Origin of the sequence: Burkholderia sp. BCC0419 (assembly GCF_902830285.1) — a bacterium.
Lineage (GTDB): Bacteria > Pseudomonadota > Gammaproteobacteria > Burkholderiales > Burkholderiaceae > Burkholderia.
This window is the reverse complement of record NZ_CADESR010000001.1, coordinates 1,096,648-1,112,145: the sequence shown is the minus strand read 5'-3', so window position 1 is coordinate 1,112,145 and position 15,498 is coordinate 1,096,648. Positions and strand designations below refer to the sequence as shown.

Sequence of the window (15,498 nt, the reverse complement as noted above, 5' to 3'; positions counted from 1 at the left end):
GGCAATCGGGATTGCCGCGCAGGGGCTCGCGCGCATGACGCGCAACCGGCAGGCGTTCAGCGCACTTCGGTGAGCTGCTCGAGGATGGCCGGATTCTCGAGCGTGGACGTGTCCTGCGTGATCGCCTCGCCCTTCGCGAGCGAGCGCAGCAGGCGCCGCATGATCTTGCCCGAGCGCGTCTTCGGCAGGTTGTCGCCGAAGCGGATGTCCTTCGGCTTCGCGATCGGCCCGATCTGCTTGCCGACCCAGTCGCGCAGCGTCTTCGCGAGCGCCGCGGCTTCGTCGCCTTCCGGGCGCGAACGCTTCAGCACCACGAACGCGACCACCGCCTCGCCCGTCGTGTCGTCCGGACGGCCGACCACCGCCGCCTCGGCCACGAGCTCGTGCGACACCAGCGCCGATTCGATCTCCATCGTGCCCAGCCGGTGGCCCGACACGTTCAGCACGTCGTCGATCCGGCCCATGATCGTGAAATAGCCGGTCTCCTTGTCGCGTACCGTGCCGTCGCCGGCCAGATAGAGCGTGCCGCCGAGTTCTTCCGGGTAATAGCTCTTCTTGAAACGCTCCGGGTCGCCCCAGATCGTGCGGATCATCGCCGGCCACGGACGCTTGACGACGAGGATGCCGCCTTGCCCGTTCGGCACGTCCTGGCCGGTCTCGTCGACCACCGCGGCCATGATGCCCGGCAGCGGCAGCGTGCATGAACCCGGCACGGTCGGTGTCGCGCCCGGCAGCGGCGTGATCATGTGGCCGCCGGTTTCGGTCTGCCACCACGTGTCGACGATCGGGCAGCGTTCGCCGCCGACATGCTTGTGGTACCACATCCACGCTTCCGGATTGATCGGCTCGCCCACCGTGCCGATGATGCGCAGGCTCGACAGGTCATAGCTCTTCGGATGCACCTTGTCGTCGGCCTCGGCCGCCTTGATCAGCGAGCGGATCGCGGTCGGCGCGGTGTAGAACACCGTCACCTTGTGATCGTCGATCATCTTCCAGAAACGGCCGGCGTCCGGATAAGTCGGCACGCCCTCGAACACGACCTGCGTGCCGCCGCACGCGAGCGGCCCGTAGGTGATGTACGTGTGGCCCGTGACCCAGCCGATGTCGGCCGTGCACCAGAACACGTCGTCGGATTTCCAGTCGAAGGTCCACTTCATCGTCTGCGCGGCCCACAGCAGGTAGCCGCCCGTGCTGTGCTGCACGCCCTTCGGCTTGCCGGTCGAGCCCGACGTATACAGGATGAACAGCGGATGCTCGGCGCCGACCCAGGTCGGCTCGCACGTGTCGGACTCGCCGTCGGTGAGTTCGTGCATCCACAGGTCGCGCTCCGCATGCCAGTCGATCTGGCCGCCGGTGCGGCGATAGACGATCACGCTCTTGACCGCCTCGCAGCCGCCCATCGCGATCGCCTCGTCGGCGATGCTCTTGAGCGGCAGCGTCTTACCGCCGCGCGCCTGCTCGTCGGCGGTGATCAGCGCGACCGCGCCGACGTCGACGAGCCGCTCGTTCAGCGATTTCGCGGAGAAGCCGCCGAACACGACCGAGTGCGTCGCGCCGATGCGCGCGCAGGCCTGCATCGCGACGATGCCTTCGATCGACATCGGGATATAGATCACGACGCGATCGCCCTTGCCGATGCCGCGTTTCTTCAGCGCATTCGAGAAGCGCGACACGCGTGCGAGGAGGTCCGCATAGGTGACGCGCGTGACGGTGCCGTCGTCGGCCTCGAAGATCACCGCGACGCGCTCGCCGTTGCCGGCTTCGACGTGACGGTCGAGACAGTTGTACGACGCGTTCAGCTCGCCGTCGTCGAACCATTTGTAGAACGGCGCGTTGCTCTCGTCGAGCACCTTGGTGAACGGCTTGTGCCACGCGAGGCCCTCGCGCGCGAGACGCGCCCAGAAGCCTTCGTAATCCTGCTCGGCTTCGGCGACGAGCGCGCGATAGGCCGGCATGCCGGAAATGGTCGCCGTCTTCTCGAGCGCCGCGGGCGGCGCGAACTGACGGGTTTCGTGAAGAACCGATTCAATCGCAGACATCGACAACCCCTTGGTGAACATGAATCCTCTGCATGGCGGCGCGATCGTGCACGCCGCGCGTCTTGGCCGGCGCCTGCGCGCCGCTGTCTCCCACCCACCCGCACGCGACCGCGAAGGCCTGCGCACGATGCTGCACCGCACCACATCACACGAACGTGACCTGCGGCCGGTAGTTTCCACGATAAGCGCTCCAACTTACCCGTCACTTACGCGGCATCGCCGTGTCGTGCGCCGGGCGGCGCCGCATCGAGGTCAGCTTTACGCTGTTACGACCGCGACCCTACAATCCTAACTGAACTCGCCTTCCGGATTCCAGCTTGAATCGCTACGCCCTCTTCCTCATCCTGTCGATGCTGTTCGTCGGCAGCAACGTCGGTATCGGTAAATCCATCGTTGCATTCGTCCCCGTCGCCATCCTCGCCACGCTGCGCTTCGTGATCGCGATCGCCGTGCTGTGGCCGCTGTTCAGGCCCGCGAAGATGCGCGCGGTCAAGCGCGGCGAATGGCTGAACCTGTTCCTGCAGGCGTTCTTCGGCACCTTCATGTTCACGCTGCTGATGCTCAACGGCGTGCAGCGCACGAGCGCGGTGGCAGCTGGCGTCATCACGAGCACGATCCCGGCGATCGTCGCGCTGTTCGCGTGGCTGATCCTGCGTGAAAAACCGAACGGCCGTGCGCTCGTGTCGATCGCGCTCGCGATCATCGGCGTCGTGACGATCAACCTCGCCAACGGCGGCGCGGCCGGCCACGGCGCGCAGGGCGACGCGTCCGGTTCGCTGACCGGCAACCTGCTGATCCTCGGCGCGGTGTGCTGCGAATCGATTTACGTGATCCTGTCGCGCCGGCTCACGCAAACGCTCGCGCCGATCGACATCTGCGCCTATACCCACCTGTTCGGCCTGTTCCTGATGCTGCCGCTCGGCGCGACGGCGCTGTGGCACTTCGATTACGCGAGCGTGCCCGCCGGCACCTGGGCGCTCGTCGTCTGGTACGGGCTGTCGGCCAGCATCTTCTCGTTCTGGCTATGGATGAAGGGCATCCGGCACGTGCCGGGCAGCCTCGCCGGCGTGTTCAGCGCGGTGCTGCCGATCGCCGCGGCCGCGTACGGCATCGCGTTCCTCGGCGAGCGCCCGACGCTCGCGCACGGCATCGCGCTCGCGTGCGTCGTCGCCGGCATCGTGCTCGCGAGCCTGCGGGTGAAACGCGTGCCGGCCGCCGCCTCCTGATCCGTCCCCCGCAGTGCCGGCGCGTCGCTGCAGCCGCGCCGGCCGACGCGTTACAATAGCGCGCCTTTTCAAGATTACCCCCGATACCTGCGCACCGCGCCCGTACCCCGACATGTCCGCCCCGCATTCGCCCGGCCATCCTGGCCGTCGCCCGCTTCGTCCGCTTCCCGCGCTGATTTTCATGAGCCGCTGGCTCCAGGTTCCGCTCTATCTGGGCCTGATCGTCGCGCAGGCCGTCTATGTGTTCCTGTTCCTGAAAGAAGTCTGGCACCTGCTGTCGCATGCGACGGGCCTCGACGAAATCAGCGTGATGCTCGCCGTGCTCGGCCTGATCGACGTGGTGATGATCTCGAACCTGCTGATCATGGTGATCGTCGGCGGGTATGAAACGTTCGTGTCGCGGCTCGGCATCGAGGGCCACCCCGACGAGCCCGAATGGCTCGACCACGTGAACGCGGGCGTGCTGAAGGTCAAGCTGTCGATGGCGCTGATCAGCATTTCGTCGATCCACCTGCTGAAGACCTTCATCAACCCCGACCAGCATACGACGCACGCGATCATGTGGCAGGTGATCATCCACGTGTCGTTCCTCGTGTCGGCGCTCGTGATGGCGTGGGTCGATCGCCTGACGACGCACACGCACCCGGCCCATTTCCACGAGACGCATGCGCCCGCGGCGTCCCGACCGGCGGCCTGAACCGTCGGCAAACCATTCCCCACTGTCCCCACAGAGTCTCAGCCATGACCGTCATCAAACAGGAAGACCTGATCCAGAGCATCGCGGATTCGCTGCAGTACATCAGCTACTACCACCCGCTCGACTACATCCAGGCCCTCGGCCGCGCGTACGAGCTGGAAGAGAGCCCGGCGGCGAAGGATGCGATCGCGCAGATCCTCACGAACAGCCGCATGTGCGCGGAAGGCAAGCGTCCGATCTGCCAGGACACCGGCATCGTGACGATCTTCGTGAAGGTCGGCATGGACGTGCGCTGGGACGGCGCGACGATGGGCCTCACCGACATGATCAACGAAGGCGTGCGCCGCGGTTACACGCACCCGGACAACGTGCTGCGTGCGTCGATCGTCAATCCGCCGGAAGGCGCCCGCAAGAACACGAAGGACAACACGCCGGCCGTGATCCACTACGAGATCGTGCCGGGCGACAAGGTCGACGTGCAGGTCGCGGCGAAGGGCGGCGGCTCGGAGAACAAGTCGAAGTTCGTGATGCTGAACCCGTCCGACTCGATCGTCGACTGGGTGCTGAAGACGGTCCCGACGATGGGCGCCGGCTGGTGCCCGCCCGGCATGCTCGGGATCGGCATCGGCGGCACCGCCGAAAAGGCGATGCTGATGGCGAAGGAATCGCTGATGGAGCCGATCGACATCCAGGAAATCATCGCGCGCGGCCCGAAGGACTGGGTCGAGGAGCTGCGTGTCGAACTGCACGAGAAGGTCAACGCACTCGGCATCGGTGCGCAGGGCCTCGGCGGCCTCGCGACCGTGCTCGACGTGAAGATCATGGCGGCGCCGACGCACGCGGCCTCGAAGCCGGTCGCGCTGATCCCGAACTGCGCGGCCACGCGCCACGCGCACTTCGTGCTCGACGGTTCGGGCCCGGCCAAGCTTGAAGCGCCGTCGCTCGACGCCTGGCCGAAGGTGCAGTGGGAACCGAACACGGAAACCAGCAAGCGCGTCGACCTGAACACGCTGACGCCGGAAGAAGTCGCGAGCTGGGCGCCGGGCCAGACGCTGCTGCTGTCGGGCAAGATGCTCACCGGCCGCGACGCCGCGCACAAGCGCATCGCCGACATGCTCGCGAAGGGCGAGAAGCTGCCGGTCGACTTCACGAATCGCGTGATCTACTACGTCGGCCCGGTCGATCCGGTGCGCGACGAAGTGGTCGGCCCGGCCGGCCCGACGACGGCCACGCGCATGGACAAGTTCACCGAGACGATGCTCGCTCAGACGGGTCTGATCTCGATGGTCGGCAAGGCCGAGCGCGGCCCGGTCGCGATCGATGCGATCAAGAAGCACAAGGCGGCCTACCTGATGGCGGTCGGCGGCGCGGCCTATCTCGTGTCGAAGGCGATCCGCGGCGCCAAGGTGCTCGCGTTCGAAGACCTCGGCATGGAAGCGATCTACGAGTTCGACGTGCAGGACATGCCGGTGACGGTCGCCGTCGATTCGTCGGGCACGTCGGTGCACCAGACGGGTCCGAAGGAATGGCAGGCGAAGATCGGCAAGATCCCGGTCGCCACCGCTTAAGCGCGATCGAACCAAAGGCCGGACGGAAGTCCGGCCTTTTTACTTCTCATTCTCATTATTGTGCTCGGCCGGTTGTTCAAGGCTGATTCTCATTACACGCAAAAGGCAGGCCCGACAAGGCTTCGAGGCTTGGCTTTTCTCGTTCGAGCGATTATCGTTCGGTTTCTGAAGCCCCACTGAACAAGGAACAGCCATGCAAGGCGACAAGAAAGTCATCGAATATCTGAACGCCCAACTGAAGAATGAACTCACGGCGATCAACCAGTACTTCCTGCATGCGCGCATGTACAAGCACTGGGGCCTCGACAAGCTCGGCAAGCACGAATACGACGAGTCGATCGGCGAAATGAAGCATGCCGACTGGCTGATCGAGCGCGTGTTCATGCTCGACGGGCTGCCGAACCTGCAGGACCTGCACAAGCTGCTCGTCGGCGAGGAAACCGAAGAGATCCTGAAGTGCGACCTGAAGCTCGAGCAGATCTCGCAGACCACCTGCAAGGAAGCGATCGCCTACTGCGAATCGGTTCGCGACTACGTGTCGCGCGAGATCTTCGAAAAAATCCTCGACGACACCGAAGAGCACATCGACTGGCTCGAAACGCAGATCGACCTGATCGGCAAGGTCGGCCTGCAGAACTATCAGCAAACGATGATGGGTTCGGCCGAGTAATCGCGCCACCCGCCAGCCCGCCGCCCGCCCGACGATGACGAACCCGTCCGCCGCACCCGCGCCGCGCGCCGCCTCCCCTGTGGGCATCTTCGACTCGGGGCTCGGCGGCCTGTCGGTGCTGCGCGCCGCGCGCGCGCACCTGCCCGACGAGTCGTTCGTCTACGTCGCCGACTCGCACCACGCGCCGTATGGCCCGCGCGACGAGGCGTTCATCACAGAACGCACGCTGGCGATCGGCGAGTGGCTCGCCCGCGAAGGCGCGAAGGCGCTCGTCATCGCGTGCAACACGGCGACGGCACGGGCGATCGCGGCCATCCGCGAACGCCTGTCGATCCCGCTCGTCGGCGTCGAGCCGGGCATCAAGCCGGCCGCCGCGCTGTCCGCGACCGGCGTCGCGGGCGTCCTCGCCACGCAATCGACGTTGAACAGCCCGCGCTTCCAGGCACTGCTCGACCGCTACGGCGCGGGCCGCCGCTTCATCTGCCAGCCCGGCCACGGGCTCGTCGAGGCGATCGAACGCGGCGACACGAACTCGCCCGCGTTGCGCGCGTTGCTCGAGCGTTACATACAGCCGATGCTCGACGACGGCGCCGATACGCTGGTACTCGGCTGCACGCACTACCCGTTCTTCACAGAAACGATTCGTGACCTTGTTGGCGAGCGCCTGACGATCGTCGACACGAGCGATGCCATCGCCCGCCAGCTCGCGCGGGTACTCGACGAACGCGGGCTGCGCGCACCGGCCGGCACGCATGCCGCGCCGCCGCGCTTCTGCTCGACGAGCGACGGCCTGCAACTGCGCGCGCTCGCGTCGACGCTGCTCGGCCTCGATGCGCCGGTCGAATCCGTCACCATTTCCTCGCCGAACGCGCACGCCTGCGCGACCGCCTGACGCGGGCCGGCAGGCCCGCCCCCACCGCGGCTTCGCCGCCTCCCGCCGTTTCAAGGGTCCGATGACCTTAAAAAAAGCCCCACCCAGGCTTGTCAACGCCCGCAAAATTAATGATAATAATTCGTATTAACGTTAGCTATCGCAACTCATCATGATCGTCTGCGTGTGCAAGTCTGTTTCCGATCGCAAGATTCGCGCGTCCCTCGCCGAGGGCGTGAACTCTTTCGATGAACTCCAGTTCGAGCTCGGCGTGGCCACGTGCTGCGGCAAGTGCGAGGAGTCCGTACGCGACCTCATGGCCGAGCAAGGCGTCTGCGCGAGCCGGTGCGGTGTCGAGCATCATGCACATCCGATCCCGGTCACGTTCTACGACCGCAAGGCGGCCTGAGCGGCGCCGAGCGTGCGCATGCGGCCCAGGCCGCATTTTTTGTTTTGACCGTCAGCAAGCCACCGTCTGCGCGAGCCAACGGCTTACCTGCCAAGGAGCCTGTGATGGAATTGCTGATCGGATTCTTAACCACCGTTTGCATCTCGCTGCTGATCTTCCGCAAGTGATGCCGATTCACCCGCCGCGCCCCGGGTGCGACATCGTTCTTTCAAGCTAACATGCAGGCTTCGCATCTCGCTCCTGCCGGCGCCATGCCGGCTGCACCACGTATGAATCCCCGAGTGATCGTCGTCGCGGTCGGCGTGCTTGCCGCACACGCGATCATGCTGACGGCCGCGTGGCTCCATCGCAACGCGCCGCCGCCGAAATCGGTCGAGGTCCAGACGATCACCGCGCAGCTCATCACGCCTGCGCCGATCGCGCAGCAGGTCGCGGCCGAATCGATCCCGCAGCCCGCGCCGCCGAAGCCCGTGCCGCGCGTGAAGCCGAAGGTCGAGCCGAAGCCGGTGCAGAAGGCGGCAAAGCCGACCCCGCAGCCGGTTGCGCCGTCGCCGGCCCCGTCGCCCGTACCCGCGCCCGCCGCCGATCCGACACCTGCTGCCGCCGCACCCGCTCCCGCGGCACCGGCCGCCACGCCGAGCCCGGCGCGCGAAACGATGCAGGTCAGCGCACCGAAGAACGTGCCGACGCTCCAATGCAACTTCGTGAAGCCCGACTATCCGTCGATGTCGCGCCGCCGCGGCGAATCGGGCACCGCCTATGTTCACTTCGTCGTCGGCGTGACCGGCAAGATCGAGAGCATCGATCTGCAGAAGAGCAGCGGCTATCCGCGCCTCGACGATGCCGCACTCGACGCGATGCGCTCGACCACCTGCCGTCCGTACATCGAGAACGGCCAGGCGATCCGCGCCGCCCGCACACAGCCCTACAGCTTCGGGCTCACCGACTAACCTGCCTCATCCGGAAGATTCAAAGGAAACAAAAAAATGCAAAGCTACGGTATCGCGCACGTCTGGGCGCAAGGTGATTTCGTCACGCGCGCCATTGCGATCACGCTGCTCGTGATGTCGGTCCTGTCGTGGATCGTGATCGTCATCAAGGGCTGGAACGTGATCCGCCTGAACCGCCTCACGAAGAACGCCGAACAGGCATTCTGGCATTCCGACAATTTCGACGACGGCATCAAGAAGCTCGGCCTCGCCGCATCGACGCCGAACGACAACCCGTTCCTCGCGCTCGCGCTGTCGGGCAAGGAAGCCGCCGACCACCACCATCAGACGCAACCGCACCTGCACGATCGCATGGACGTATCGGACTGGGTCACGCGCTGCCTGAAGGACACGATGGACGAAGGCATTTCGCGCATGCAGAGCGGCCTCGCGATCCTCGCATCGGTCGGCAGCACGGCGCCGTTCGTCGGTCTGTTCGGCACGGTCTGGGGGATCTACCACGCGCTGCTCGCGATCGGCGCCACCGGCCAGACGTCGATCGACCAGGTCGCGGGCCCGGTCGGCGAATCGCTGATCATGACGGCCTTCGGCCTGTTCGTCGCGATTCCCGCGGTGCTCGGCTACAACGCGCTGACCCGCGCGAACAAGGGCGTCGTCAGCAAGCTGCGCCGCTTCGCGCACGGCCTGCACGCGTACTTCGTGACGGGCGCGAGCCTCGCGTCGTCGTCGACGCGCGACGGCCTGCGTCTCGCATCGCGCGCCGCCAGCTGAGACGAGGTGAACCATGGCCATGAACACCGGTTTCAGCGACGATGACGACGATGCCGTGATGAGCGAGATCAACATGACGCCGCTCGTCGACGTCATGCTCGTACTCCTGATCATTTTTCTCGTGACGATCCCGGCGATGCAGCATGCGGTGAAGATCGACCTGCCGCACGCCAGCAGCCAGCCCGTCGACGAAAAGCCGCAGACCGTCGACGTCGCGATCCAGGGCGACGGCACGATCCTGTGGGACGACCACACGGTCACGCGCGAACAGCTGCAGGCACGCATCGCGGAAGCCGCGAAACGCACGCCGCAGCCGGAATTGCACCTGCGCGCGGACCGCAAGGTAGCCTACGAGCACGTCGCGGAAGTGATGTCGGATGCGCAGGCAGGCGGCTTGACGAAGCTCGGCTTCGTGACGGAGCCCGGCGCAAAAGCGAAGTAACGCGCGCACGTTCGACCCCGCCGCCAGCAGCAACTGCACCACAAAGTAAAAGGCCTTCATCGCCAGATGAAGGCCTTTTTTCATGCGCACGCGGGCGCCTTCGGGCGGCGGGCTCTTTGGCGGTATCGGTTGCGCCTCGAGCAACGCAAATGCGACTCTGCCGTGGTCTGCACGGACTGCGCGTTCTGCCCTATCTGGCTCACAATATATGCGGCCACCTGATTTCGCTCAGAACTTCCTTCACGAAATGGGATTTCAATATAGGCCCGCCCGCGCACGCATTCAAGGTTCAAGCGATTGAAACTTGCGATTGCAGACGACGCTTCAATGACAAAACAAATTTGCGTCGTCGTGCGCGACGTGTTCAGGTCGCCGAAACATCGGCCGCCGCTTCCTTCTTCGCGCGCTCGGGGCAACCTGGCTCCTTGTACGCGCCATGGTCGAGCTTCTCGACCAGGTAATCGACGAACGCACGTACCGCAGGCGGCATCCCCTGCCGCGATACGAACACCGCATACAGCTGCGGCACCGGCAGCGTCCAGCCCGGCATCACAGGCGACAGTTGCCCCGCGCGCAGCGCGTTGCCATACATCATCTCCGGCAGCGCCGCGATGCCGAGGCCATCGAGCACGGCCTCGCGGATCGTCATCAGGTCGGCCGTCACGAGCCGCGGATCATGCTCGTGCACGTGGCGCGTTCCGTCCGGCGCGATCAGGTTGAATACGTGCCGGCCGTCGACGCTCGGCGTATCGAGCGTCTCGAAGCCGGTCAGGTCGTCTGGCGCCAACGGCGGCGCATTCTGGCTCAGCAGGCTCGGCGCGCCGACCAGCATCTGCTCGGTGCGCCACAGCGGCCGCACGACGATGTTGGCGTTCTGCGGCGGCTCCGAGCGCACGCGCAACGCGACGTCGATCGAATCCTCGAACAGGTCGATCACGCGATTCGTCACGCGCACATGCACCTTCACCTCGGGATAGCGGCGCAGGAATTCGGGCAGGATGCGCGACAGCATCGTCTGCGACAGCGTCACCGGCACGCTGACGCGCACCGAGCCGCGCGGCGACGCGCGCAACTGCTGCACCGCGTTCATCGCGGCCCGCGCTTCGGCGAGCATCGCTTGGCAATGCTGGTAGAACAGCTCCCCCGCCTCGGTCAGTGCGAGCTTGCGCGTCGAACGCTGCAGCAGGCGCACGCCGAGCGCCGCCTCGAGCTCGGTCAGGCGCCGCGACAGGCGCGATTTCGAGATGCCCAGCACGCGCTCGGCGGCCGAGAAGCCGCCATGTTCGACGACCTGCGAGAAGTACATCAGGTCGTTCAGGTTATGTGCATCGATATTCATCTCATCGTTCCAATTTCAGAACAATCCATTGCGAACCGCCATAAATCGAACGGTAAAACCCCCAATATAATAGCGCTATGTTTCAAAAATAACGCTATTCCAATGATTTCGAGGGCTTCCCATGACCACCGCTCGCTCGCTTGATCGCACCTACCCCGCGCTTCGCACCACCGAAGGCGGCGGTTTCGTGGTTCACCGCCCGTTCCCGACGCGGCTGCTGATGGATTTCGATCCGTTCCTGCTGCTCGATGAAATGGGCCCCGTCGACTACGCCCCCGGCGAAGCCGTGGGCGCGCCCGACCATCCGCATCGCGGCTTCGAAACCGTGACCTACGCACTCGATGGACGCTTCCGCCATCGCGACTCGTCCGGTCATGCCGGCACACTCGGCCCCGGCGACGTGCAGTGGATGACGGCCGGCGCCGGCGTCGTGCACAGCGAGATGCCGGACCCGGCGTTCGCCCAGGCAGGCGGGCGCTCCCACGGCTTCCAGCTGTGGGTCAACCTGCCGCGCCGCGACAAGATGATCGCGCCGCGCTACCAGGAGATCCCGGCTGCCCGCATTCCGACCGCGACGTCGCCGGACGGCCGCGCGCGCGTACGCGTCATCGCCGGCGAAGCATTCGGCGTACAGGCCGCGATCGAGACGCGCACGCCGATCCTCTATCAGCACTTCACGCTGGAGCCCGGTGCAACGGTCACGCAGCCCGTGCCGGCCGGTTATCGCGTGTTTGCCTATCCGATCGACGGAACGGGCCTCTACGGGCCCGACAGGCAGGCTGTCGACGCACGGCACATGATCGTCTACGGCGACGATAGCGACACCGTCACGTTCGCTGCCGGCGACACGTCGCTCGACCTGCTGCTGATCGGCGGCGTGCCGCTCAACGAGCCGATCGTCCGTTACGGCCCGTTCGTGATGAATACCGAGGAAGAGATCCGGCAGGCCGTCGTCGACTACCAGAGCGGCCGTATGGGACGCATCGAAGCGTGAACCAGATGGGGCGCAGGTGCCGCGAAGCCGGTGGTTTTGCGTCACAATAAGTTCTTGAACCATGTGGCCACGCACCCACCAGAAGGAACCCGCCCCCTTGAACTTCGAACATCTGATCCAGATCAACTCCGACGATCCGGCCGTGCCGACCCTCACCCGCGACCAGCTCTGGGAAGGTCTCGTGCTGCGTGCGGAACAGCCGCAACTGTTCGTGATGGGCCTCGACAGCTGCGTCATCCACGAACGGACGGACACGACGCTCGAACGCGAACTGCATTACGGCCACGCGACCGTGCGCGACCAGGTGACGTTCACGCCGAACCAGCAGGTCCGCTACGACATCCGCGCGGCCGATGGCGAAATCGGCGGCTCCTTGACGATGACGATCGAGGAGCGCGAAGACCACGAATTGTTCCTGCGTTTCGAGTACCGCACGACGCTGACGGTCACGGACGACAGTGAAGATGCGCGACAGACGCACGGAATCGTCAAGGAGGCGTACCGCACGTCGGATATCGACACCGTTCGCCTGATCCGCGAATACGCGCAGGGTCGCAAGGATCCCGATCCGCTGCACTGAACCCGGCGGCGGCCTGCGGGCCGCCCTTTTTGATTCAAGCTATCAGAGCTGTCATTTCGATCGATAAAGAGTTTTTGTAAATGGGAATAGTTATCATTTAGAATTCATTCCATCGTATCGACAGTCACCGATCAAACCGAATGACCGACACCATGCGCCCGACCACGCTGACCCTGCACCGCACCACCAGCACCGCAGCCAGCAGCCGTCAGAAGACGGCAGCGGTCACCACGCCGGCGAAACCCGCCGGCAACCGCGATGCAGGCACGCGGGTCGTCAACAGCGATGCGCTGCTGCAAGGCCAAAGCCACGTCAGCATCGCGCACAACGGAGAGACTTATCAGTTGCGCGCCACGCGGCTCGGCAAACTGATCCTGACGAAGTAACAACCGAGTATTGTGGGGACCACCTCCCTGAGAGGTGTTGGGCAGTAGCCAGCGTAACGGCTTGCACGCGAGATCTAGACCCCTTCGTGCAAACACACTCAAGCAGCCGTTGCAGCAAGCCAAGCCACTTTTTTTGGTTCTCGCACAAGGAAGAAAAAAAGCGACACGTCAATGGACGTGTCGCTTTTTTGTTGGGGCCGCCAATGCGCGAAACGCGTCGCCCGGGTATCGTGGCTGCCGTCAATGCGCGGCAGCGAGAAGCGGCAGCTTCAGAACCCCCAGAACATCAACCACCATGCGCTGTCGACGACGGCCAACCCGACGGCGAACCACGCGAATGCCGCGAGCCGGCGCGGCCACGCCGCATAGCGCCCCGTCACCTTCCACGCGAGCCACGCACTCCATACGTTGGCGCCGACCAGAATCGCGATGCGCACATCGGTTGCCCAGCCGAGCGGCACATGCTCGGCGCGCAGCAACGACAGCGTCGTGGCCGACAGCCCGAGGAACACGCCCGCACCCGCGATCGGGATCAGCGCCTGCGCGAGGTGATGCAGGCGCACGCGATCGAAGCGGCCGAGCATCAGCGTGGCGCCGGCTAGCAACACCAGCAGCGCCGTGCCGTACACGAGCCCCGTGCCGACGATGTAGCTGACGACCAGCCCGCCATCGAGCCAGGAGAACACGTCGTTGCGATCCGGGTAGTGCGTGAGCAGGAACCACGGCGCATTGGTCTCGAGCGGCCACGTGATGTCGTGGTCGATCAGCCAGCCGGCGAGCCATTGCTTGATCTGCACGAACCACGGGCTGACGGTCCAGTGGAACGCGCCGATCGCCACGCCGAGCAGGCCGTACAGGATCAGCGCGGTGTCCCACGGGTTGGCCCGCTCAGCACCGAGGTTCACGACTTCGTCGGACGGCGAGCGCAGCGACAGCGAAATCGCATCGCGGTGCCCGCTGCAGCGGCCGCACATATGGCAGTCCGCCGCGCCCTTCATGTTGCGCAACGGCACGAGCGGCGCGCAGTTGATCGGAATCACGCGATGGCCGTGCTCGCCGTTCTTGTACGAACGGCGCCACGCATCCTCGTCGACCTTGTAGCGCATCGGCGCGAGCCGCGCGAGCAGCCCGAACACGCCGTTGACCGGGCACAAGTACTTGCACCACACGCGCTTCTCGCGGCCGTACAACACGCCGATCACGATCGCGCCGACGGTCGAGCCGCCGAGCACGAACAGCACCGCGAGCGGGTACTGGTACACGCTCACCATCTGCCCGTAGATCGTCGTGATGCCGAACGCGACGAACGGCCAGCCGCCCCACCGGATCCAGCGCGGGATCGGGCCGCCGCGGCCGAACTTGCTCGCGTATTCGGTGAGCGCGCCCTCCGGGCACAGCACGCCGCACCAGACGCGGCCGAGCATCACCATCGACAGCAGCACGAACGGCCACCAGATGCCCCAGAACGCGAACTGCGCGATGAGCGTGAGGTTGTTCCACAGATGCGCGGAATCGTCCGGTAGCGGCAACACGGCCGGCACGATGATCAGGAACGCGTAGACGGCGACGACGATCCACTGGATACCGCGGATCAGCGCACCGTGGCGCTGCATCCACTGGCCGGCCTGCGCGAGCCAGCCCGGCTTGACGGCGGCGACAACGCTCATGCCGCGCGACCCGCTGCAACGGCCGGACGACGGCTCGCGCGCTTCATCAGCAGCCAGACGACTGCCCAGTACACCGCATACGCCACCAGGTTGGTCAGCGCCGGGTGCGCGCGATAGCCGGTCAGCGTCGCGACGAGCGAGCCGAACGTGCCCGAATCATCGAGGATCGCGGACGTATCCCACACCTGCGAGATGCCGAGCGGCAGGATTTCCTTGTCGATCAGCTTGTCGACGCCGGTCTGGAACAGGCCCGCACCGAGGAACAGCAGCATCACTTCGGTGACGCGGAAGAAATGCCGCCACGAGAAGTACTTGCCGCCGAGCTGCAGCAGATAGAACGTGAGGAACGCGAGACCGAGGCCGATCACGACCGCGAGCATCTGGCTGCCGTCGACGTGGCCCGACTGGCCGAAACCGAGGCCGTACAGGAAGATCACCGTCTCGCTGCCTTCACGCGCGATCGCGAGCGCGACCAGCACGGCGACGCCCCACCAGTTCGAATCGCGCGTGCTTTGCTGCAGCGATTGCTCCATGTCGCGCTTCAGCGTGCGGCCGTGCCGGCGCATCCACAGCACCATCTGCACGATCAGCACGCACGCGATCAGCACCATCGCCGTCTGGAAATAGTCCTGCGCGTCGCCGGACAACACTTCGGTGAACCCGACCAGCGCGGCGCCGAGGCCAACGGCCATCAGCAGGCCGACGCCGACGCCGGCCCAGAGGAAAGGCAGGCCGCGGCGCGCGTCGTCGTCGCCGTTTTTCAGCCATGCATAGAGAATGCCGACGACGAGCAGCGCTTCGACGCTCTCCCGCCAGACGATGAACAAGATCTGACCCATCGATACCTCCTGACGCGCGGGGCAAGGGACTGGTGCGCCCGCGCGCAGAT

At 65.4% G+C, this 15,498-nt stretch carries 16 protein-coding genes; 12 read left to right on the top strand and 4 right to left on the bottom strand.

The genetic code is table 11. The annotated features are described in order from the left end of the window. Nucleotides 1-56 precede the first annotated feature (56 nt). The gene (acs, locus tag HWW87_RS04925) at nt 57-2,039 is read right to left on the bottom strand and encodes an acetate--CoA ligase (protein ID WP_175819470.1); all 1,983 of its coding nucleotides are present in this window, start codon (nt 2,037-2,039) and stop codon (nt 57-59) included. Nucleotides 2,040-2,356: 317 nt separating this feature from the next. On the opposite strand from acs, the gene HWW87_RS04920 reads away from it, so the two are divergent. From HWW87_RS04920 to HWW87_RS04880, 9 genes are all read left to right on the top strand, one after another. Further along, complete coding sequence (locus tag HWW87_RS04920; protein WP_175819469.1) at nt 2,357-3,265, top strand: DMT family transporter; 909 nt, start codon at nt 2,357-2,359, stop codon at nt 3,263-3,265. 112 nt (nt 3,266-3,377) lie between these two features. Continuing rightward, nucleotides 3,378-3,962, top strand: a complete 585-nt coding sequence (locus tag HWW87_RS04915; RefSeq protein ID WP_124484546.1) for a TIGR00645 family protein — start codon at nt 3,378-3,380, stop codon at nt 3,960-3,962. A gap of 44 nt (nt 3,963-4,006) precedes the next feature. Further along, the gene (locus HWW87_RS04910; RefSeq protein ID WP_006762441.1) at nt 4,007-5,530 is read left to right on the top strand and encodes a fumarate hydratase; all 1,524 of its coding nucleotides are present in this window, start codon (nt 4,007-4,009) and stop codon (nt 5,528-5,530) included. A gap of 193 nt (nt 5,531-5,723) precedes the next feature. Continuing rightward, nucleotides 5,724-6,200 (top strand): bacterioferritin, encoded by a 477-nt coding sequence (gene bfr / locus HWW87_RS04905; protein WP_006762677.1) that lies wholly within the window; start codon nt 5,724-5,726, stop codon nt 6,198-6,200. 34 nt (nt 6,201-6,234) lie between these two features. Further along, nucleotides 6,235-7,092, top strand: a complete 858-nt coding sequence (murI, locus tag HWW87_RS04900; protein WP_175819468.1) for a glutamate racemase — start codon at nt 6,235-6,237, stop codon at nt 7,090-7,092. 151 nt (nt 7,093-7,243) lie between these two features. Beyond that, the gene (locus HWW87_RS04895) at nt 7,244-7,480 is read left to right on the top strand and encodes a (2Fe-2S)-binding protein (RefSeq protein ID WP_006482749.1); all 237 of its coding nucleotides are present in this window, start codon (nt 7,244-7,246) and stop codon (nt 7,478-7,480) included. A 218-nt stretch (nt 7,481-7,698) separates the two neighbouring features. Continuing rightward, complete coding sequence (locus HWW87_RS04890) at nt 7,699-8,430, top strand: energy transducer TonB (protein ID WP_174433924.1); 732 nt, start codon at nt 7,699-7,701, stop codon at nt 8,428-8,430. Between the two features lie 36 nt (nt 8,431-8,466). Next, nucleotides 8,467-9,201, top strand: a complete 735-nt coding sequence (locus tag HWW87_RS04885) for a MotA/TolQ/ExbB proton channel family protein (protein WP_006483875.1) — start codon at nt 8,467-8,469, stop codon at nt 9,199-9,201. A gap of 13 nt (nt 9,202-9,214) precedes the next feature. Beyond that, the gene (locus HWW87_RS04880) at nt 9,215-9,643 is read left to right on the top strand and encodes a biopolymer transporter ExbD (protein ID WP_006478310.1); all 429 of its coding nucleotides are present in this window, start codon (nt 9,215-9,217) and stop codon (nt 9,641-9,643) included. A gap of 364 nt (nt 9,644-10,007) precedes the next feature. Here HWW87_RS04880 and HWW87_RS04875 read toward each other — a convergent pair whose 3' ends face one another. After that, nucleotides 10,008-10,982, bottom strand: coding sequence for a LysR substrate-binding domain-containing protein (locus HWW87_RS04875; RefSeq protein WP_027784947.1), 975 nt, complete (start codon nt 10,980-10,982; stop codon nt 10,008-10,010). Nucleotides 10,983-11,103: 121 nt separating this feature from the next. On the opposite strand from HWW87_RS04875, the gene HWW87_RS04870 reads away from it, so the two are divergent. The 3 genes from HWW87_RS04870 to HWW87_RS04860 all read left to right on the top strand — a co-directional run bounded on the left by HWW87_RS04870 (nt 11,104) and on the right by HWW87_RS04860 (nt 12,942). Further along, a complete protein-coding gene (locus HWW87_RS04870; RefSeq protein ID WP_175819467.1) occupies nt 11,104-11,976 on the top strand; it encodes a pirin family protein in 873 nt (290 codons plus the stop codon). A gap of 97 nt (nt 11,977-12,073) precedes the next feature. Next, nucleotides 12,074-12,556, top strand: a complete 483-nt coding sequence (locus HWW87_RS04865; RefSeq protein ID WP_175819466.1) for an SRPBCC family protein — start codon at nt 12,074-12,076, stop codon at nt 12,554-12,556. Nucleotides 12,557-12,696: 140 nt separating this feature from the next. After that, entirely contained in the window at nt 12,697-12,942 is a 246-nt protein-coding gene (locus tag HWW87_RS04860; RefSeq protein ID WP_174387798.1) for a hemin uptake protein HemP, read from the top strand. Nucleotides 12,943-13,211: 269 nt separating this feature from the next. Here the strand turns inward: HWW87_RS04860 and HWW87_RS04855 are convergent, their stop codons facing one another. Next, nucleotides 13,212-14,609, bottom strand: a complete 1,398-nt coding sequence (locus HWW87_RS04855; protein WP_006478305.1) for a 4Fe-4S binding protein — start codon at nt 14,607-14,609, stop codon at nt 13,212-13,214. After that, entirely contained in the window at nt 14,606-15,448 is an 843-nt protein-coding gene (locus HWW87_RS04850) for an FTR1 family protein (protein WP_027784952.1), read from the bottom strand. The genes HWW87_RS04855 and HWW87_RS04850 overlap by 4 nt, the downstream gene beginning before the upstream one ends. Nucleotides 15,449-15,498: the final 50 nt, after the last annotated feature.

Bases quoted from the DNA above. Each gene is read 5' to 3' on its own strand.
- acs (WP_175819470.1), bottom strand. From the start codon at position 2,039: ATGTCTGCGATTGAATCGGTTCTTCACGAAACCCGTCAGTTCGCGCCG.
- HWW87_RS04915 (WP_124484546.1), top strand. From the start codon at position 3,378: ATGTCCGCCCCGCATTCGCCCGGCCATCCTGGCCGTCGCCCGCTTCGT.
- HWW87_RS04910 (WP_006762441.1), top strand. From the start codon at position 4,007: ATGACCGTCATCAAACAGGAAGACCTGATCCAGAGCATCGCGGATTCG.
- bfr (WP_006762677.1), top strand. From the start codon at position 5,724: ATGCAAGGCGACAAGAAAGTCATCGAATATCTGAACGCCCAACTGAAG.
- murI (WP_175819468.1), top strand. From the start codon at position 6,235: ATGACGAACCCGTCCGCCGCACCCGCGCCGCGCGCCGCCTCCCCTGTG.
- HWW87_RS04895 (WP_006482749.1), top strand. From the start codon at position 7,244: ATGATCGTCTGCGTGTGCAAGTCTGTTTCCGATCGCAAGATTCGCGCG.
- HWW87_RS04890 (WP_174433924.1), top strand. From the start codon at position 7,699: ATGCAGGCTTCGCATCTCGCTCCTGCCGGCGCCATGCCGGCTGCACCA.
- HWW87_RS04885 (WP_006483875.1), top strand. From the start codon at position 8,467: ATGCAAAGCTACGGTATCGCGCACGTCTGGGCGCAAGGTGATTTCGTC.
- HWW87_RS04880 (WP_006478310.1), top strand. From the start codon at position 9,215: ATGGCCATGAACACCGGTTTCAGCGACGATGACGACGATGCCGTGATG.
- HWW87_RS04875 (WP_027784947.1), bottom strand. From the start codon at position 10,982: ATGAATATCGATGCACATAACCTGAACGACCTGATGTACTTCTCGCAG.
- HWW87_RS04870 (WP_175819467.1), top strand. From the start codon at position 11,104: ATGACCACCGCTCGCTCGCTTGATCGCACCTACCCCGCGCTTCGCACC.
- HWW87_RS04860 (WP_174387798.1), top strand. From the start codon at position 12,697: ATGACCGACACCATGCGCCCGACCACGCTGACCCTGCACCGCACCACC.
- HWW87_RS04855 (WP_006478305.1), bottom strand. From the start codon at position 14,609: ATGAGCGTTGTCGCCGCCGTCAAGCCGGGCTGGCTCGCGCAGGCCGGC.
- HWW87_RS04850 (WP_027784952.1), bottom strand. From the start codon at position 15,448: ATGGGTCAGATCTTGTTCATCGTCTGGCGGGAGAGCGTCGAAGCGCTG.